This is a genomic window from Paractinoplanes durhamensis, from assembly GCF_016862175.1.
Taxonomy (GTDB): domain Bacteria; phylum Actinomycetota; class Actinomycetes; order Mycobacteriales; family Micromonosporaceae; genus Actinoplanes; species Actinoplanes durhamensis.
This window is the reverse complement of record NZ_BOML01000021.1, coordinates 187,438-202,119: the sequence shown is the minus strand read 5'-3', so window position 1 is coordinate 202,119 and position 14,682 is coordinate 187,438. Positions and strand designations below refer to the sequence as shown.

The 14,682-nt window shown below is 71.3% G+C and carries 12 protein-coding genes; 6 read left to right on the top strand and 6 right to left on the bottom strand.

The genetic code is table 11. The features are described from left to right. Positions 1–10: 10 nt before the first annotated feature. Entirely contained in the window at positions 11–1,033 is a 1,023-nt protein-coding gene (locus tag Adu01nite_RS12940; protein ID WP_203726862.1) for an alpha/beta fold hydrolase, read from the top strand. Here Adu01nite_RS12940 and Adu01nite_RS12935 read toward each other — a convergent pair. The 3 genes from Adu01nite_RS12935 to Adu01nite_RS12925 all read right to left on the bottom strand — a co-directional run bounded on the left by Adu01nite_RS12935 (position 1,023) and on the right by Adu01nite_RS12925 (position 5,671). Beyond that, positions 1,023–3,833 carry an RICIN domain-containing protein gene (locus tag Adu01nite_RS12935; RefSeq protein ID WP_203726861.1) on the bottom strand — a complete coding sequence of 937 codons (2,811 nt, stop codon included), beginning with the start codon at positions 3,831–3,833 and terminating at the stop codon, positions 1,023–1,025. The two genes, Adu01nite_RS12940 and Adu01nite_RS12935, sit on opposite strands and share 11 nt — an antisense overlap. Before the next feature lie 119 nt (positions 3,834–3,952). Beyond that, positions 3,953–4,957: a Gfo/Idh/MocA family protein gene (locus Adu01nite_RS12930; protein ID WP_203726860.1), complete on the bottom strand. Its 1,005-nt coding sequence runs from the start codon at positions 4,955–4,957 to the stop codon at positions 3,953–3,955. 30 nt (positions 4,958–4,987) lie between these two features. Continuing rightward, entirely contained in the window at positions 4,988–5,671 is a 684-nt protein-coding gene (locus Adu01nite_RS12925) for a TetR/AcrR family transcriptional regulator C-terminal domain-containing protein (protein ID WP_203726859.1), read from the bottom strand. Between the two features lie 83 nt (positions 5,672–5,754). Here Adu01nite_RS12925 and Adu01nite_RS12920 point away from each other — a divergent pair, with 83 nt between their 5' ends. Continuing rightward, positions 5,755–7,179 (top strand): NAD(P)/FAD-dependent oxidoreductase, encoded by a 1,425-nt coding sequence (locus tag Adu01nite_RS12920; RefSeq protein WP_203726858.1) that lies wholly within the window; start codon positions 5,755–5,757, stop codon positions 7,177–7,179. A gap of 21 nt (positions 7,180–7,200) precedes the next feature. Then, positions 7,201–8,118, top strand: coding sequence for an aminotransferase class IV (locus Adu01nite_RS12915; protein WP_203726857.1), 918 nt, complete (start codon positions 7,201–7,203; stop codon positions 8,116–8,118). Here the strand turns inward: Adu01nite_RS12915 and Adu01nite_RS12910 are convergent. Next, the gene (locus Adu01nite_RS12910; protein ID WP_203726856.1) at positions 8,098–8,802 is read right to left on the bottom strand and encodes a sulfotransferase-like domain-containing protein; all 705 of its coding nucleotides are present in this window, start codon (positions 8,800–8,802) and stop codon (positions 8,098–8,100) included. The two genes, Adu01nite_RS12915 and Adu01nite_RS12910, sit on opposite strands and share 21 nt — an antisense overlap. A gap of 103 nt (positions 8,803–8,905) precedes the next feature. Here Adu01nite_RS12910 and Adu01nite_RS12905 point away from each other — a divergent pair, with 103 nt between their 5' ends. Beyond that, positions 8,906–10,444 (top strand): phospholipase D-like domain-containing protein, encoded by a 1,539-nt coding sequence (locus tag Adu01nite_RS12905; protein ID WP_203726855.1) that lies wholly within the window; start codon positions 8,906–8,908, stop codon positions 10,442–10,444. A 3-nt stretch (positions 10,445–10,447) separates the two neighbouring features. On the opposite strand, the gene Adu01nite_RS12900 is transcribed toward Adu01nite_RS12905, so the two are convergent. Beyond that, positions 10,448–11,263 carry an EamA family transporter gene (locus Adu01nite_RS12900; RefSeq protein WP_239132349.1) on the bottom strand — a complete coding sequence of 272 codons (816 nt, stop codon included), beginning with the start codon at positions 11,261–11,263 and terminating at the stop codon, positions 10,448–10,450. Positions 11,264–11,490: 227 nt separating this feature from the next. On the opposite strand from Adu01nite_RS12900, the gene Adu01nite_RS12895 reads away from it, so the two are divergent. Beyond that, positions 11,491–12,210 (top strand): DivIVA domain-containing protein, encoded by a 720-nt coding sequence (locus Adu01nite_RS12895; RefSeq protein ID WP_203726853.1) that lies wholly within the window; start codon positions 11,491–11,493, stop codon positions 12,208–12,210. 49 nt (positions 12,211–12,259) lie between these two features. Next, a complete protein-coding gene (locus Adu01nite_RS12890; RefSeq protein WP_203726852.1) occupies positions 12,260–13,045 on the top strand; it encodes an aquaporin in 786 nt (261 codons plus the stop codon). Here Adu01nite_RS12890 and Adu01nite_RS12885 read toward each other — a convergent pair. Beyond that, positions 13,011–14,636, bottom strand: a complete 1,626-nt coding sequence (locus Adu01nite_RS12885) for a sensor histidine kinase (RefSeq protein ID WP_239132348.1) — start codon at positions 14,634–14,636, stop codon at positions 13,011–13,013. The genes Adu01nite_RS12890 and Adu01nite_RS12885 overlap by 35 nt on opposite strands. Positions 14,637–14,682 lie beyond the last annotated feature (46 nt).

The following is a 14,682-nucleotide window of genomic DNA, read 5'->3' as shown; positions in this document are numbered from 1 at the left end:
ATCTTCGGTGATGAAGACTTCAGTAATAGCTGCCGTCGCGGCCCGGGCTCTGCGGATCGGCCGGTACGTGGACCCGGGCCATGCGGCGGTCGCCGCCGCGGGCTACGCCGAGAAGAACGCTCAGGTCAACGCGGTGAACCTGAACTACGTCGAGGGGCCGGACAACGGGCCGCCGCTGGTGCTGCTGCACGCCCAGCACATGGACTGGTTCAGCTATAACCGGGTGCTGCCCGAGCTGGCCCGATCCTTCCACGTCTTCGCCGTCGACTATCCGGGGCACGGGAAGACCACCGTTCCCGGCGACTACCCGATGACGGCCGGGCAGATCGGTGGCGATCTGGCCGACTTCATCAAGATCAAGATCAAGCTTCCGGTGTACGTCACCGGGAACTCGTCCGGCGGTCTGCTGGCCACCTGGCTCGCCGCCGATCGGCCCGATCTGGTGCGGTCGGTGCTGCTGGAGGACCCGCCGCTGTTCTCCGCCGAGCAGCCGCGGATCAGGGAGACCATCGCCTACCGGTCGTTCGTCACCAGCGACGCCGCCGTGCGCGACCGGGCCGGCGACTTCCTCCTCTACTGGATCGACAGCAACAAGAAGTTCTTCGACAACAACGTCCGCCGGGGCGCCGGTTTCGCCCTCGCGCAGGCCGTCATGGCGTACCGCCGGGCCAACCCCGGTAAGCCGGCCGAGATCGGGCTGTTGAAGAACGACACGGTCCGGCAGCTCGTTCGCGGGCTCGACCGGTACGACCCGCGCTTCGGCGCCGCCTTCTACGACGGCAGCTGGAACACCGGGTTCGACCACGCCGAGGCGCTCGCGAGGATCACCTGCCCGGTGCTGCTGCTGCACGCGAACTTCGAGACCATGCCGAACGGCGTCTTCCACGGCGCGATGAGCCAGGCCGAGGCCGACCGGGCGATGTCGTTGCTCACCAACGGCACCTACCGGCGGATCGACGCGACCCACGTCGTCCACCTCGCCCAGCCGGCCTCGTTCACCCGCGTACTCACCGACTTCTTCGCTAAAGAATGATGCGCCAGCGCTGGTTGGCCAGGCCCAGGTCGGGCCACTGGCCGACGTCGGCGCTGTTCGCGGTCGACTGGCCCTGCACCTCGAGGACCTTGCCGCTGTGCCGGGCCACGATCGCGAACACGCCCGCGCCCGCCCACGCGAGCCGCCACTGCTGGTTGGTCCCGCCGGCGTAGTCCCACTGCACGGCCTTGGCGCCGTCCGCGGTCGACTGCCCGGAGATGTCCACGCACTTGCCGTCCATGGTGCTGATGATGGTGAAGTAGCCGTCCCCGGCATCCTGGAATTTCCAGACGTGGTCGGCCGAGCCGACCGCCGGATACTGCTGCAACTGCGCGCCGTTCGCGGTCGACATGTTGTTGATCGCCAGCACCTGACCGGAGTGGGTGGCCTGCAGCTTGACGTTCCCGTCCGGGATCAGCCGCCAGTTGTGGTCGGCCGAGCCGTTGTCGGCGTACTGCACGACGTTCGCCGAGTCGGCCGTCGACATCCCGGCGACGGCCAGGACCCTGCCGGAGTTCCTGTTCTTGATCCGGGCGTAGCCGGTGCCGTTGTCCAGCACCTGCCACAGGTGGTCGGCCGTGCCGTTGTCCTCGAACTGCACCACCTGCGCCGAGTCGGCCGTGGACATCACGTCGACGCCGAGCAGCTTGCCCGAGTTGACGTTCTGGATCTTCACCCAGCCGTCGCCGTTGTCGACGAACCGCCACAGGTGGTCGGCCGTGCCGGTATCGCCGAACTGCACCACCCGGGCGCTGTTCGCGGTGGACATGCCGTCGACGCCGAGCACCTTGCCGCTGTTCTGGTTCTGGATCCGGAACGCGACGCCCGCGCTCTGCCAGGGCGTGCCCGCGCCGATCGTCGGGAACGACGTGATCCGCAGCCGGGCCGCGCCCATCGGCATCAGCGTGATCTGCTCGACCGGCTCGCTCGACGGCGTCGGACTGTCCTGCAGCGGCGTGACGATCGTGTCGGCGTCCGCCGTCCAGGCCGGGATCCGCCGGGCCGGCGTGGTGATCCGGATCGGCGCGTTCGCGCTGGTGAACGGATCGTTGACGTTGCCGAGCCCGGTCGTCACCGCGAACTGGGTCGCGCCGTCGAGGCCGTAGTTCCACGCGGAGCCCGGTCGCACCTCCCGGGTCGGCCAGGTCGCCGTGCCGCCGGTCTGGGTCCAGTTCTCGGTGATGGCGAGCGAGAACGTCAGCGCCCCGAAATCGACCGACACCGCCTTGTGGTTCGCCGTCCAGGTGCGAGTCTTCGCCTGCATCGGCAGCTTCAGCACGATCTTGTCGCCATTAACCCAAAGACGACTGATTTTTGCGTACGCCGGACCGGCGGCCACAGACGCAGCGGCACCGTTCACGGTCAGGGCGGGATCGGTGCACCAGCCCGGCACCCGCAGGTAGACCGGGAAGGACAGCGACTTCGGCGTGCTCACCGTGTAGGTGATGGTGTCGCCGAACGGATAGGCGGTGTCCGCCTTGATCGACACCGCGGTCCCGTCCCCGACCTTGGCCGTGACGGTGGCCGGCCCATGGAGGGTCGCGGCGAGCCCGCCGTCCGGCGTGGCCACCCACATCTCCTCGACGTAGTAGGGCCAGCCCATCCCGTAGTTGTGCGGGCAGCACCGGTAGTTGTCGATGCCGAGCATGTACGCCTGCATCGCGAAGGAGTTCTGGAACTGCCCGGCATGCCCCGGCACATCGAGCAGCGCGACGCTGTTCGCGCTGGTGATGTAGTGGATGCCGCGCTGCTGCGGGTCGAGCGACGCGGGCAGCGAGTTGAACGCCAGGTTCTCGGTCCGGTCCGCCCAGACCGGGTCGCCGGTGATCCGGGCCAGGATCTCGTGACTGGCCATGAACTCGACGATCCCGCACGTCTCGAACCCCTGCCGCGGGTCACCGAAGCCGGGCCGGGCGTTCTCGTCCCCCGCGAATCCCCCGCCGGCGAACTGCCCGTACGTACTCATGATCGTGTTGTAGTCGTGGTAGCTTGCCTGCCGGTGCGCCGCGTCGCCGCTGAGGACCGAGTAGACGGCCGGCTCGCGGAACCCCTGCGCCAGGTTGACGTTGTGCAGCGACGGCAGGTTGTCGAGGTAGTTCGCCGAGTTGGTGTGGATCTTCTTGGCCAGGTCGAGCAGGAACGCGTCGCCGGTCCGGTTGAAGGTCCAGAACACCACTTCGAGGGTGTCGGCCCAGCGCAGACTCCCCCAGCTCTGGTTGAAGGCACTCGGCCCCTGCGCGTTGACGAACTGGAAGAACCGGGTGAAGAACGGCACGATCCGGCCGTCGCCGGTGTACTCGGCGTAGGACCGCAGCGCGTGCAGCATCGGCATGTGCGGCCAGAAGTCCGGCCCGCCGCCGAGGCTGGTGCGCAGCCCGGCCGGCCCGAAATAGCCGTCGCTCGCCTGGGTGGCCAGGACGCCGTTGACCCACTTGGTGGTCTCGGTCCGCACCCGCGCGTCCCCGGTCACGTAGCCGAGGCTGGAGAAGCCCTTCAGCCAGTACGGCAGCTCCTCCCAGCCGGTCAGGTTCGGGTGGATCCAGCCGGTGCTGTCGTACTGCAGGAAGTGCGAGATCTCGGTCATCCGCCCGTTGATCCCGGTCAGCTGGTAGTTCAGCTGGGTGGCCAGCCAGCCGCCGGCCCTGGTCGCGCCGGGCGGCAGCCGCAGGAAGGCGTCGGGGTTGAGCGGTGCCCGGTTGGTGACGTATCCGGGCACCGCGGCCTGCGCCGCACCGGCCCCGGCGAACGGTGCGACGGCGGCGACGGCGGCCGCCGAGGTCAGGAGCGTACGACGATCCATGAGGGACTCCCCGCGTGCGCTTTTGCGCGATAATGTGCGAGCCTTTGCGTTACAGGATCGTAAAATCTGAATTCATACCTGTAAATGAAAGGGCCCGAACACACGCGCAACGCTGCCCCTTAGGACACCCGCACTTCCTCGATCCGAACGGGCCGGCGCTCGGCGGCCGATCGGGTGCAGGCCTCGGCGATCCAGTCCGCCTCCAGGCCGTCCGCGACCGTGCACGGCGACGGGCGCTTACCCGCCGCGACCTCCAGGAACGTCTCGAACTCGGCGCGGAAGGCGGGCTCGAAACGGTCCATGAAGAACCGGTGCGGCTCGCCGCCGGGATGGGTCGCGCCCGGCTCGGTGGAGCGGATCGGCCACCTGTCGTCGATGCCGGCCGCGACGCTGTCCCGCGATCCGTGCACCTCGAGGCGCACGTCGTAGCCGCGGCCGTTGTAGCGGGTGTTGGAGACGACGCCGAGCGCGCCACCGGCGAACGTCACGATCGCGGCCGAGGTGTCCACATCGCCGTACTCGCGGAAGAACGCGGCGCCGCCGTTGCTGCCGGTCGCGTACACCTCGACGGCTTCTTGGCCGGTGATCCACCGGACGATGTCGAAGTCGTGCACGCCGCAGTCGCGGAACATGCCGCCGGACCCGGCGATGTACTCCTCGCTCGGCGGCGCCGGGTCGAGCGTGGTGGACCGGACGGTGGTGATCCGCCCGAGTTCGCCGCTCTCGACCGCGGCCCGCGCGGCGGCGATCCCGGCGTCGTAGCGCCGCTGAAACCCGATCTGCACGGGTACGCCGGTGCCCGCGAGCCGCCGCAGCAGCGCCGCTCCGTCCGCGCCGCTCGGCGCGACCGGCTTCTCGCAGAGCACCGGCACGCCGGCCGCCACACAGGACAGGATGAGGTCGGGGTGGGCGCCGGTGCTCGCCGCGATGATGACGCCGTCGACCCCGGCGGCCAGCAGCGCGTCGACCGAGTCGACCCCCTCGGCCCCGCGCCGGTCGGCGACGTCCTTGATCCGGTCGGGCACGAGGTCGGTGACGACGAGCGAGTCGATGGCCGGCATGTCGCTCAGCGTGCCGGCGTGGAAGGCGCCGATCCGGCCGAGCCCGATGAGTCCGATACGCATGGCCTCACGCTACGAAGCCTTTGTGGTTACTCAGCGCTTCGAAACCATCAAAAACCCATCGAGAAGCTTTTCCAGTACGCCCGGGAAAGCCGGCTCGGACATCGCCGGAAGGTCGGCGCGCACCGCCGCCAGATGCGGATAGTCCTCGGCCGGCAGCGTCGCATACGCCCGGGAGAGGGCCTGCTCCTCGGCCCGCTCCTGCTCGGCCGTCATCTCGCTGGCGTCGATCGCGGCCAGCGCGTAGACCGCCTCGATCAGGTCCCGGTAGTGCCGGACCGCGTCGGGCCCGCTGAACCCGGCGCTCATCAGCAGCCCGATGCCGAGGTCGGCGGCGCGCAGCTCGTTGGGCCCGGCGGTGAACCGGACCGCGCGCAGCAGCGCCAGCCGCGGGTGCCGCAGCATCGACCGGTAGACGCCCTCGGCGAGCGCGCGCAGCGAGTCGGCCCAGTGCGCGGCCGGCACGAAACCGTCCAGGGTCTCGGCGAGCAGCCGGTCGGTGATCGCGATCAGCATCGCGTCGAGGTTGCGGAAGTAGCGGTAGATCGCGCTCGGGTCGGCGCCCAGCTCGACGCCGAGCCGGCGGACGGTCAGCGCGTTGCCGCCGGGCGCCTCGATGAGCCGCAGCGCCGCCGCGATGATCAGGTCGGCGTCGAGGACCACGCCGGCCCGGGTCGGCCGACGGCGTACGCGGATGGATGTCGATCTGGTGGCCAAGGCCGGAGCTCCTTATGTCAACGCATTGACTTAACCGTAGCGCACCCGCTTTGCTTGAGCCCTGACCAGGGAGGATCAGTCACATGCAGGCGGACACACCGGCCTACGATCTCGACATCCGGACCGACGAGAAGCGGATCCGCGCGGCCCTCGCCGGCGCGGCCCGCACCCCGTTCTGGCTCGAGGATCCGGGCCGGCCCGACGCCCAGCCGTGGTTCACCGGCACCACCGAGACCGATCTGCTGGTGATCGGCGGTGGCTACTGCGGTCTCTGGACGGCGCTGCAGGCCAAGGAGGCCGACCCGAGCCGGGACGTGGTGCTGGTGGAGAGCGCCGAGATCGGCTGGGCGGCCAGCGGCCGCAACGGCGGTTTCGTCGAGGCCAGCCTCACCCACGGCCCGGAGAACGGCCGCCGCTACTTCGGCGACGACCTGGCCGTGCTGGGCACCCTGGCCGAGGAGAATTTCCGCGGCTTCGCCGACGCGCTGGTGCGGCACGGCATCGACGCCGAGTACGAGCAGGGCGGCGGCCTGTCGGTGGCCACCGAGCGGCATCAGGCCGCGGCCATGCGCACCGCCGGCCACGACGGCGGCGTGTTCTACGACCGCGACGAACTGACCGAGCTGGTCCGTTCCCCGCTCTTCCGGGCCGGCGTCTTCCGCAAGGACGGCATCGCCCTGGTCCACCCGGCCAAGCTGGCCTGGGGCCTGAAGGCGGCGTGCCGGAAGCTGGGCGTCCGGATCTTCGAGCACACGCCGGTCAAGGGGATCACCGACGACGGCGCGGTGGTGCGCGCCCGCACCGACAACGGCGTGATCTCGGCCCGGACGGTCGCGCTCGCCACCAACGGCTTCCCGTCGCTGCTCAAGCGCAACCGCATGCTGACCCTGCCGGTGTACGACTACGTCCTGATGACCGAGCCGCTGACGGCCGGCCAGCTCGACGAGATCGGCTGGCAGCGCCCGTTCGGCATCTCGGACACCTCGCGGCAGTTCCATTACTACCGCAAGACCGCCGACAACCGGATCCTGTGGGGCGGCTACGACGCGGTCTACCACCGCGGCGGCGACATCCGCCCCGAGTACGACCAGCGGCCCGAGACGTTCGCCCGGCTCGCCGACCACTTCCTGCGGACGTTCCCGCAGCTCGGCGACATCAGGTTCACGCACACCTGGGGCGGCATGATCGACATGTCGACCCAGCTGGCCGCGTTCCAGGGCGTGGCGATGGGCGGCAAGGTGGCGTACAGCAGCGGTTTCACCGGCCTCGGCGTGGCCGCCACCCGGTTCGCCGGCACCGTGATGCTCGACCTGCTGGCCGGCGCCGACACCCCGCGCACCCGGCTGCGGATGGCGACCAGGCGCCCGCTGCCGATCCCGCCCGAGCCGCTGATCTACCCGGCGGTGCAGGTGGTCCGGCGCGCGATCGCCCGCTCCGACCGCAACGGCGGCCGCGACGGCCTGATCCTGAAGGCCGCGAACATGCTCGGCTACTCCTTCGATTCCTAGCAGCGCGATATACATAGAGCCATGCTGCAGACGTACGACGAGCGCAACGCCGCCCTCCGCTACTGGGTCAACGGTGAGCTGCTGCACCGGGACCAGCCGGGCCTCTCGCCCTTCGACTCGGTGGTGCAGGGCGGCGATGCCGTCTGGGAGGGGCTGCGGCTCTACCGTGGCGCGATCTTCGGCCTCGGCGAGCATCTCGCCCGGCTGCGCCGGTCGGCGACCGCGCTGAACTTCGCGGACATCCCCGGCGACGACGCGATCATCGAGGCGGTCACGGCCACGCTGCGGGCCAACGAGATGCACGACGGGGTGCACGTACGCCTGACCCTGACCCGCGGCGTGAAGGTGACCAGCGGGATGGACCCGCGGCTCAACCGCTCGGGTTCGACGCTGATCGTGCTGGCCGAGCACAAGGCACCGGTCTACGACACGAGCGGCCTGCGGCTGGCCACGTCGAGCATGCGCCGCCCGGCCCCGGACGTGCTCGACCCGAAGATCCACCACGCGAACCTGCTCAACTCGATCCTCGCCAAGATCGAGGCGAACGCGGCCGGCGCCGACGACGCGCTCATGCTCGACCAGCGCGGCTTCGTGGCCGAGACGAACGCCACCCACCTGTTCGCGGTGTTCGGCGGCGGCCTGGTCACGCCGACCACCGCCGCCTGCCCGGAGGGCATCACCCGGGAGACGATCCTCGCTCTGGCCCCGGCCGCGGGCATCCCGGCGGTGGTGCGCGACGTGGCGCTGACCGAGATGTACAACGCGGACGAGGTGTTCTGCACCGGCACGATGGGCGAGATCGCCGGCGTCACGGTGATCGACGGCCGGACCATCGGCGCCGGCGAGGTCGGCCCGGTGACCACCCGGCTGGCCAAGATCTACCAGGAGCACGCCGCCGCCAACGGCGTCCGCCTGGACTTAAAGCCGGTGGAGGGCTAACTCGTCGTAGTACGGACGGGCTGCCTCGACCAGCGGGCGCAGCCGGTCCGGCACCTCGGCCGGGGACGGGTCGTAGGGCGCGAAGCCGGTCGACTTCCAGACCGAGGCGTACCAGTGCGGTGCCCAGACGCCGTCGTCGTCGCGCGGGCCCGGCGGCCAGGCGAGCATCGCCGGGTCGAAGCCGATGCCGAGCGCGTCGCAGAGCCGGCCCAGCGTCCCGGCCGGGTCGCGCAGCACATCGGCCGCATCGACCACCGGCCCGCCGTACGCCCGGAAGATCTCCGCCTGCTGCGGATAGCCGAGGTCCTCGAGGGTGGGTTCGCCGCGCACCCGGGCGTAGGACGCGACCACGTGCCCGGGGTCGCGGATCAGGAACGCGTGGGTGAGCGCGCCAAGCCACTCCCGCCCGATCGCCGGCAGCAGATGATGGGTCATGTGCTTCTGGTAGTAGACGGCCGGGTCGCCGGGCAGCGGCCCGGTCAGCGCCCCGGCCACGTCCTCCCAGCGGCGCGGCTGGCTCGCCATGATCTCCGCGCGCCCGGGGTGGTCGATGCCGGTGACCGCCAGGTAGTGCGCGTAGAGCGGCTCGTCGACCACCACGGTGTCGGCCCGCGAGCCGAAGCTGCGCATCATCGCGGTCGAGATGTTCCGCGGCCCCGACCACATCGCAATCCGCGTCGTCATACCCACGATGATCGCCCACGCCCGGCCTAGGCTGTCGTGGTGATCATCGGGGTTGTCGATGCCGGGGTCGAGTCCCGATGACCGCGTTTATAGGGTCTTGACCATGGCGCCGCTCGACGACCTCGTTACCCGCTACCTCTCCCCCGCGGTGACGTCGCACTATGCGAACTCGTCGGTCGAGTTCGTCGTCGACGGCCGGCAGTGGATGCACCGGATGCGGGAGCTGCTGACGTCGCTCGGGCCGGGCGACGCGGCGTACATCTGTGGTCTGCAGTTGGAACCGGACATGGACCTGACCGGCAAGCTGCCGGGCGAACCGGGTTTTCAGCCGCTCGGCGAGCTCCTGGCCGGGCTGGCGACCGACGGGGTCGACGTCCGGGTGATCCTGGCCGGCGCGGTGGTGAGCAGCAGCATCGCCCGGCCCACGCTCGGGCCGTTCCACCAGAACGTGAGCGCGGCGCACCGGCTGCGGCGCTGGCGGCGCGACGGTGACCGGCCGATCGGCCCGCCGCCGCTCGCCGACCGGGTCCTGCTCGACTGGTCCGGCTCCGGCGTCGGCTCCAACCACCAGAAGGTCACCCTGGTGCGGCGCGGCACCGAGCTCACCGCGTGCGTGGGCGGCATCGACTACGCGGCCAGCCGGATCGACGAGGGCCCGCACCGGCGGCTCGCCGTCCGCGGCGGCCGCTGGGGCTGGCACGACGCCGGGGCGATCGTCCGCGGACCGGCCGCCGACGACGTGTGGCGGGTGATGCGGATGCGCTGGATCGGCGCGGTCAACCTGCCCCGGCGGCGCTACTTCTGGCCGATGGTCAAGGGCCTGCAGGTGCTCAACCCGGCGAGCATCCCGGCCGAGATCCCGGCGCCGCCGCCGCAGACCGCCCAGCCCGCGCCCGGGTCGGCCTGCCAGATCCTGCGGTCGGTCGGCCCGTGGTACATCGACTCGCTCCTGCCCTGGGAGCGGCGGCACTACAGCGACGTCGCGCCGGACGGCGTGCACGAGGTCTACCTGACCCTGGTGCAGGCGATCGGCGCCGCCCAGCGCTACATCTACATCGAGGATCAGTACTTCAAGGAGTACCCGGGCGGCGACAACCGCTTCGAGCTCTACCCCTACCTGCGGGCGGCCGCCGCCCGCGGGGTCAAGGTCATTCTGGTCGGCTCGGGCACCCGGGACCCGGCCGAGTCGGCCCCGATGATCAACGGCACGGTCAACGCCGACCTGCGCAAGAAGGTCCTCGAACCGCTGCCGCAGTCGCTGCGCCGCAACGTCGGACTGTGGCGGGTCGAGCACCTCACCGTGCACGCCAAGATCGTCATCGTGGACGACCGGTTCGCCGCGGTCGGTTCGGCCAACCTGTTCAGCCGCTCGATGGTCGGGGTGGACACCGAGCTGACGGCCGCGCTGGTCACCACCGGCGACACCGTCCGCGACCTGCGGGTCCGGCTCTGGGCCGAGCACCTGCGCACGCCACTGACCGACGAGTTGCGCCCGCACCTGGAAGACCTCGACCTGGCCCTCGGCATCTTCCGCCCGGAGTGGCTGCCGCCCGAGGCCCCGGCCGGTTCCTGGCGCAAGACCGGCATGCCCGCCGGCTTCGACCCCCTGGAGTCGGTGCTGAGCCTGGTCGGCCCGCCGTAGCGATCAACGCGCCAGGCAAGCGATGGCAAACAGGGCGGAAAGAACACCGCAGAGGTGTACGCCGTGCAGGCGCTCGCGCAGCAGCGAGCGGTTGAGCAGCAGCGTCACCGCCGGGTACAGCGACGCGATCACGGCCGCCGGGGCGAGCGCCGCCGCGGCGCCGGCGATGAACGCGGCGTCGGCCAGCACGTCGGACGCGCCGACCACGAGGATCGGCGGTGCCAGCAGCCGCAGATCGCACCGTTTCAGGGCGATCGCGAGCGCCAGCGCGATCACGCCCTCGGTGGTGCGGGCGACGGCCAGGCCCCACAGCTGATCGGCCGTGCCCGCCTCGTGCAGCAGCACGAAGAAGACGCCGAGCCCGAGAGCGGCCCCGAGGGCGCACAGGTTCGCCGACCGCCGGGTGGGCCGGCGTTCCTCGCCGACCGGCCAGCTCGCCATCGTGGCCCCGACCAGCCCGGCCGCCACCCCGAGCCCGGCGCCGAGCCCGAGGTGCTCGCCGTGCAGCAGCCCCCACCCGACCGGCACCAGCGCCGAGATCGCGGCGACCGGCGCCACCACGGCCGGCGAGCCGTCCCGCATCGCCCGGTAGAGCAGGCCCATCGACGGCAGCCCGACCAGCCCGGCCGCCACTCCCAGCCACAGCCGCCCGTCGGCCGGCGGCGGGGTGCCGCGCACCGCCACCGCCAGCAGGGCCAGCACCATGGCGGTGAGCTCGGAGCCGATCAGGATGGTCAGCACCGGAATGCGGCGGCCCAGCACCGCGGCCAGAAAGTCGGAGAACCCCCACGCCACCGCCGCTCCCAGGGCGGCGGTCATCACCCAAGCCATGCCCATCAAGAGGCTTTGCCCATTGCTGCGGATACGCCCGAACTCATGCGGCCGATGATGCCGAGCACAAAGCCGCAGGTCAGTCGCCCGCAGGCGGCCGTCCGACCGGGTTAATCCGATCGGCGGGACTTCGAGGGTGCTCTTCGCAGCCGCGGCGCGTACAGTTGCCCGCGTCGCCTCCGAAGCATCCCAATCCCAGCGACCGGAGGAGCAGAGTGCCGCTGACACCGGCTGATATCCACAACCGGGAATTCCGGAAAGCCTCACTCGGCCGTCGTGGTTACGACGAGGAGCAGGTCGATTCCCTGCTCGACGAGGTCACCCTCGAGATGATCAAACTCCTCGAGGAGAATGCCGCCCTGCAGAGCCAGGGTGGGGCCGCCACGGCTTCACCGGCCGAGACCCAGGTGATCACCAACGGCGTGATGGCCGAGCTGTCCGCCGCCACCGCCCAGCTGCAGGGCCTCAGTCGCGCATGCGACCAGGCCGAGCAGAAGGCGCGCGCGCTGCAGCGCCGCCTGGAGGAGGCGCGCCAGGCCCGCGCGGCCGCCCCGGCCCCCGTCGCGCAGCACAGCGACGACAACGGCGAGGGCATGCTGGCGATGGCCCAGCGGACCGCCGACAACTACATGACCCAGGCCCAGGAGGAGTCGCACTCGCTGCTCGGCGAGGCCCGGGACCAGTGCGACCAGCTGACCCGCGAGGCCCGCGACCGGGCCAACGACCTGGAGCAGAAGACCCGCCGCCGGCACCGGGAGGCGACCGCCCAGCTGGAGACGAAGCGGGCCGGCCTGATCGTCGAGATCGACGAGATGACCGACTTCATCGCCAATTACCGGACGGCCCTGGAGCAGCACATCCGCCGGCAGACCAACCACCTGGACGGGGTCACCGAGCCGGCCGCGTCGTTCGAGTCGAGGTCAGCGGCGATCTAGGGACCATCAGCCCTGATCTTGGCGGGGGTGCCCGCCCAAGACTGAAGTCATGGTTCTGATCAGCGCACGGCCCGGCACGACGGCGACCAGGGCTCCGGCCCACGGACTCCGGCCGGACCGCGAGGATCTGGGCCTGGCCGCCGGCGAGTTCGTCCTGACCACCGCGTTCATGTTCGCGGTCTTCTCCCTGGTGCGCTGGGGTCTGGGTACGGCGGCCGCCGGCGCCACGCCGGTCGAGATCTGGCTCCGGTGCGCCGTCGTGTCGATGCTGGTCGGCCTGGTCATCGTCGGTTTCGTGGTGTCCCGGCCGGGCCGCTGGACCGGCGCGCACATGAACCCGGCGATCACCGTGGCGCTGTTCATCTACGGCCGCACCCCCGGCCGCCGGGTCCTGCCCTACCTGGTCGCCCAGATCGCCGGCTCGATCGCCGCGGCCGCGGTGGCCGGCCTGGTCTGGGGTTCCGCGATGGCGGCGAGCCCGACCCGGTACGCGGTGGTCCAGCCCCGCACCGGCACGAGCGGCACCATGGTCGCGCTGGCCGAGGCGGCGGTCCTGGCGATCATCGTCGCGGCGATCTGCTGGGTGCCGGACCACCGGCCGTCCTGGCCGATGCCGTGGATCGTCGGCATGATGTTCGGCGTGCAGGGCGCCCTGCTCGGCACCCTCACCGGCGGGTCCGCCAACCCGGCCCGCCAGCTCGGCCCGGCGCTGTTCGCCGGGCAGACCCACGTGCTGGCCGCCTACCTGATCGCGCCGGTGGCCGGCGCCGCGCTGGCCGCCTGGGCGCTGCGCCGCCGGCTTACCGCGCCTTCCCGCACGGCAGGTGCACGGTGACCGTGGTGCCGGCCTGCGAGTTGGCGGTCAGCGCGATGACGCCGCCGTGCAGCTCGACGATGAGCCGGGCCCGGCTCAGCCCCAGGCCGCTGCCGGCGATGCCCTGGTGGCGGACGTTGCCGGCCCGGTAGAACCGCTCGAACAGCCGGTCCCGCTCGCCGTCCGGGATGCCGATCCCGGCGTCGGCGATGACCAGCGCCACCGCGTTCTCCCGCTCCTCCAGCGTGACCGACACCCGGCCACCGGCCCGGCTGAACTTGACCGCGTTGGAGAGCAGGTCGTCGACGACCTGCCGCAGCCGGAGCACGTCGCCGTCGATCTGCGCGCGGTGCGGCAGGTCGACCTCGAACTGCAGGTCCGGCACCACCGCGGCGTGCCGCACCGCCGCCACCGCCTCGCCGACCACGGCGGCGATGTCGACGACGCCCAGGTCCAGCGGCACCGTACCGCTCTCCAGACCGGCCAGGTCGAGCAGCGTCGTCACGATCGACTGCAGGGTGCCGGCGTTGCGCGCGATGGTGGTGATCATCTGGTGGCTCTCGCCGTCCAGGGCGTGGCTCTCCTCGGCGAGCATCGACGCGTGCGCCGCGATCGAGGCGAGCGGCGTCCGCATCTCGTGGCCGACCAGGGCGAGGAAGTCACCCTGCGAGCGGGCCAGCTGCCGGCTCAGCTCCTCGGCGTGCCGCAGCCCGAGGAACACCGCGATCTGCGCGGCGACCCCGTCCAGCAGCACGGTGAGCAGGTCCTCCTGCACCTCGGGCACGCTCGCGTAGCAGGTCAGCACGCCCAGCGACTTGCCGCCGTCGCAGATCGGGACGGCGAGCACGGTGTGGATGCCGTGCCCGACGCAGATGTCGAGGCGCGTCCTCTCGTACGGCGTGCACAGGTCGGCGGCCGTCTCCAGGTCGGCGATCCAGACCGGCTCCCCGGTCTGCCAGACCCGCCCGGTGACGCCGGTGCCCTTGATCGGAGTGTGCCCGAAGAAGCCGTCCGGCTCCGATCCGTCGGCGCTCCAGTGCCCGACCGCGCCCAGTTCGCCGGTGAGCTCGTCGACCAGGAACAGCTCGGTTGCCGACCAGCCGAGGGCGGTGCCGACCGCTTCCAGCACCCGGGGCGCCGCCTCGGTCACCGAGCCGGCCGCGATCAGGGCATGCTCGACCGCTCGGTGGCAGCCGCGGAACCGCTCCACCCGGCGGACGGCGGTGACCTCGGTGCTGACCGCCACCGCGCCCTGCGGGTGGCCGTCCGCGCCCAGGATCGGGCGGGCGGTCACCGAGTAGGTCCGGGCCTGCTGACCGGGCACCTTGGTGATCAGATCGGTGTCGACGGACTCGCCGCGGCTGGCGCGCATCAGCGGGGTCCGGTCCCAGGCCAGCGGCTGCCCATCGGCGTCGAACAGGACGCCGGAGACCAGCCCCGGATAGTCGGCCGGCACCCGGTCGGCCGGATGCCCCTGGACATCGCTCAGCGCCCGGTTGAACAGCACGACCCGGCCGGTGTGGTCGCAGGCGAGCACGCCGACGGTCAGGCTGTCCAGCAGCGCGGTCAGAAAGCGAGCGCTGTCCAGCGCCACCCCGTCCACTCCCACCATCGCACGCTCGTCTCATCGGCCCGCTGTCCCGGCCAGATGGTTTTAC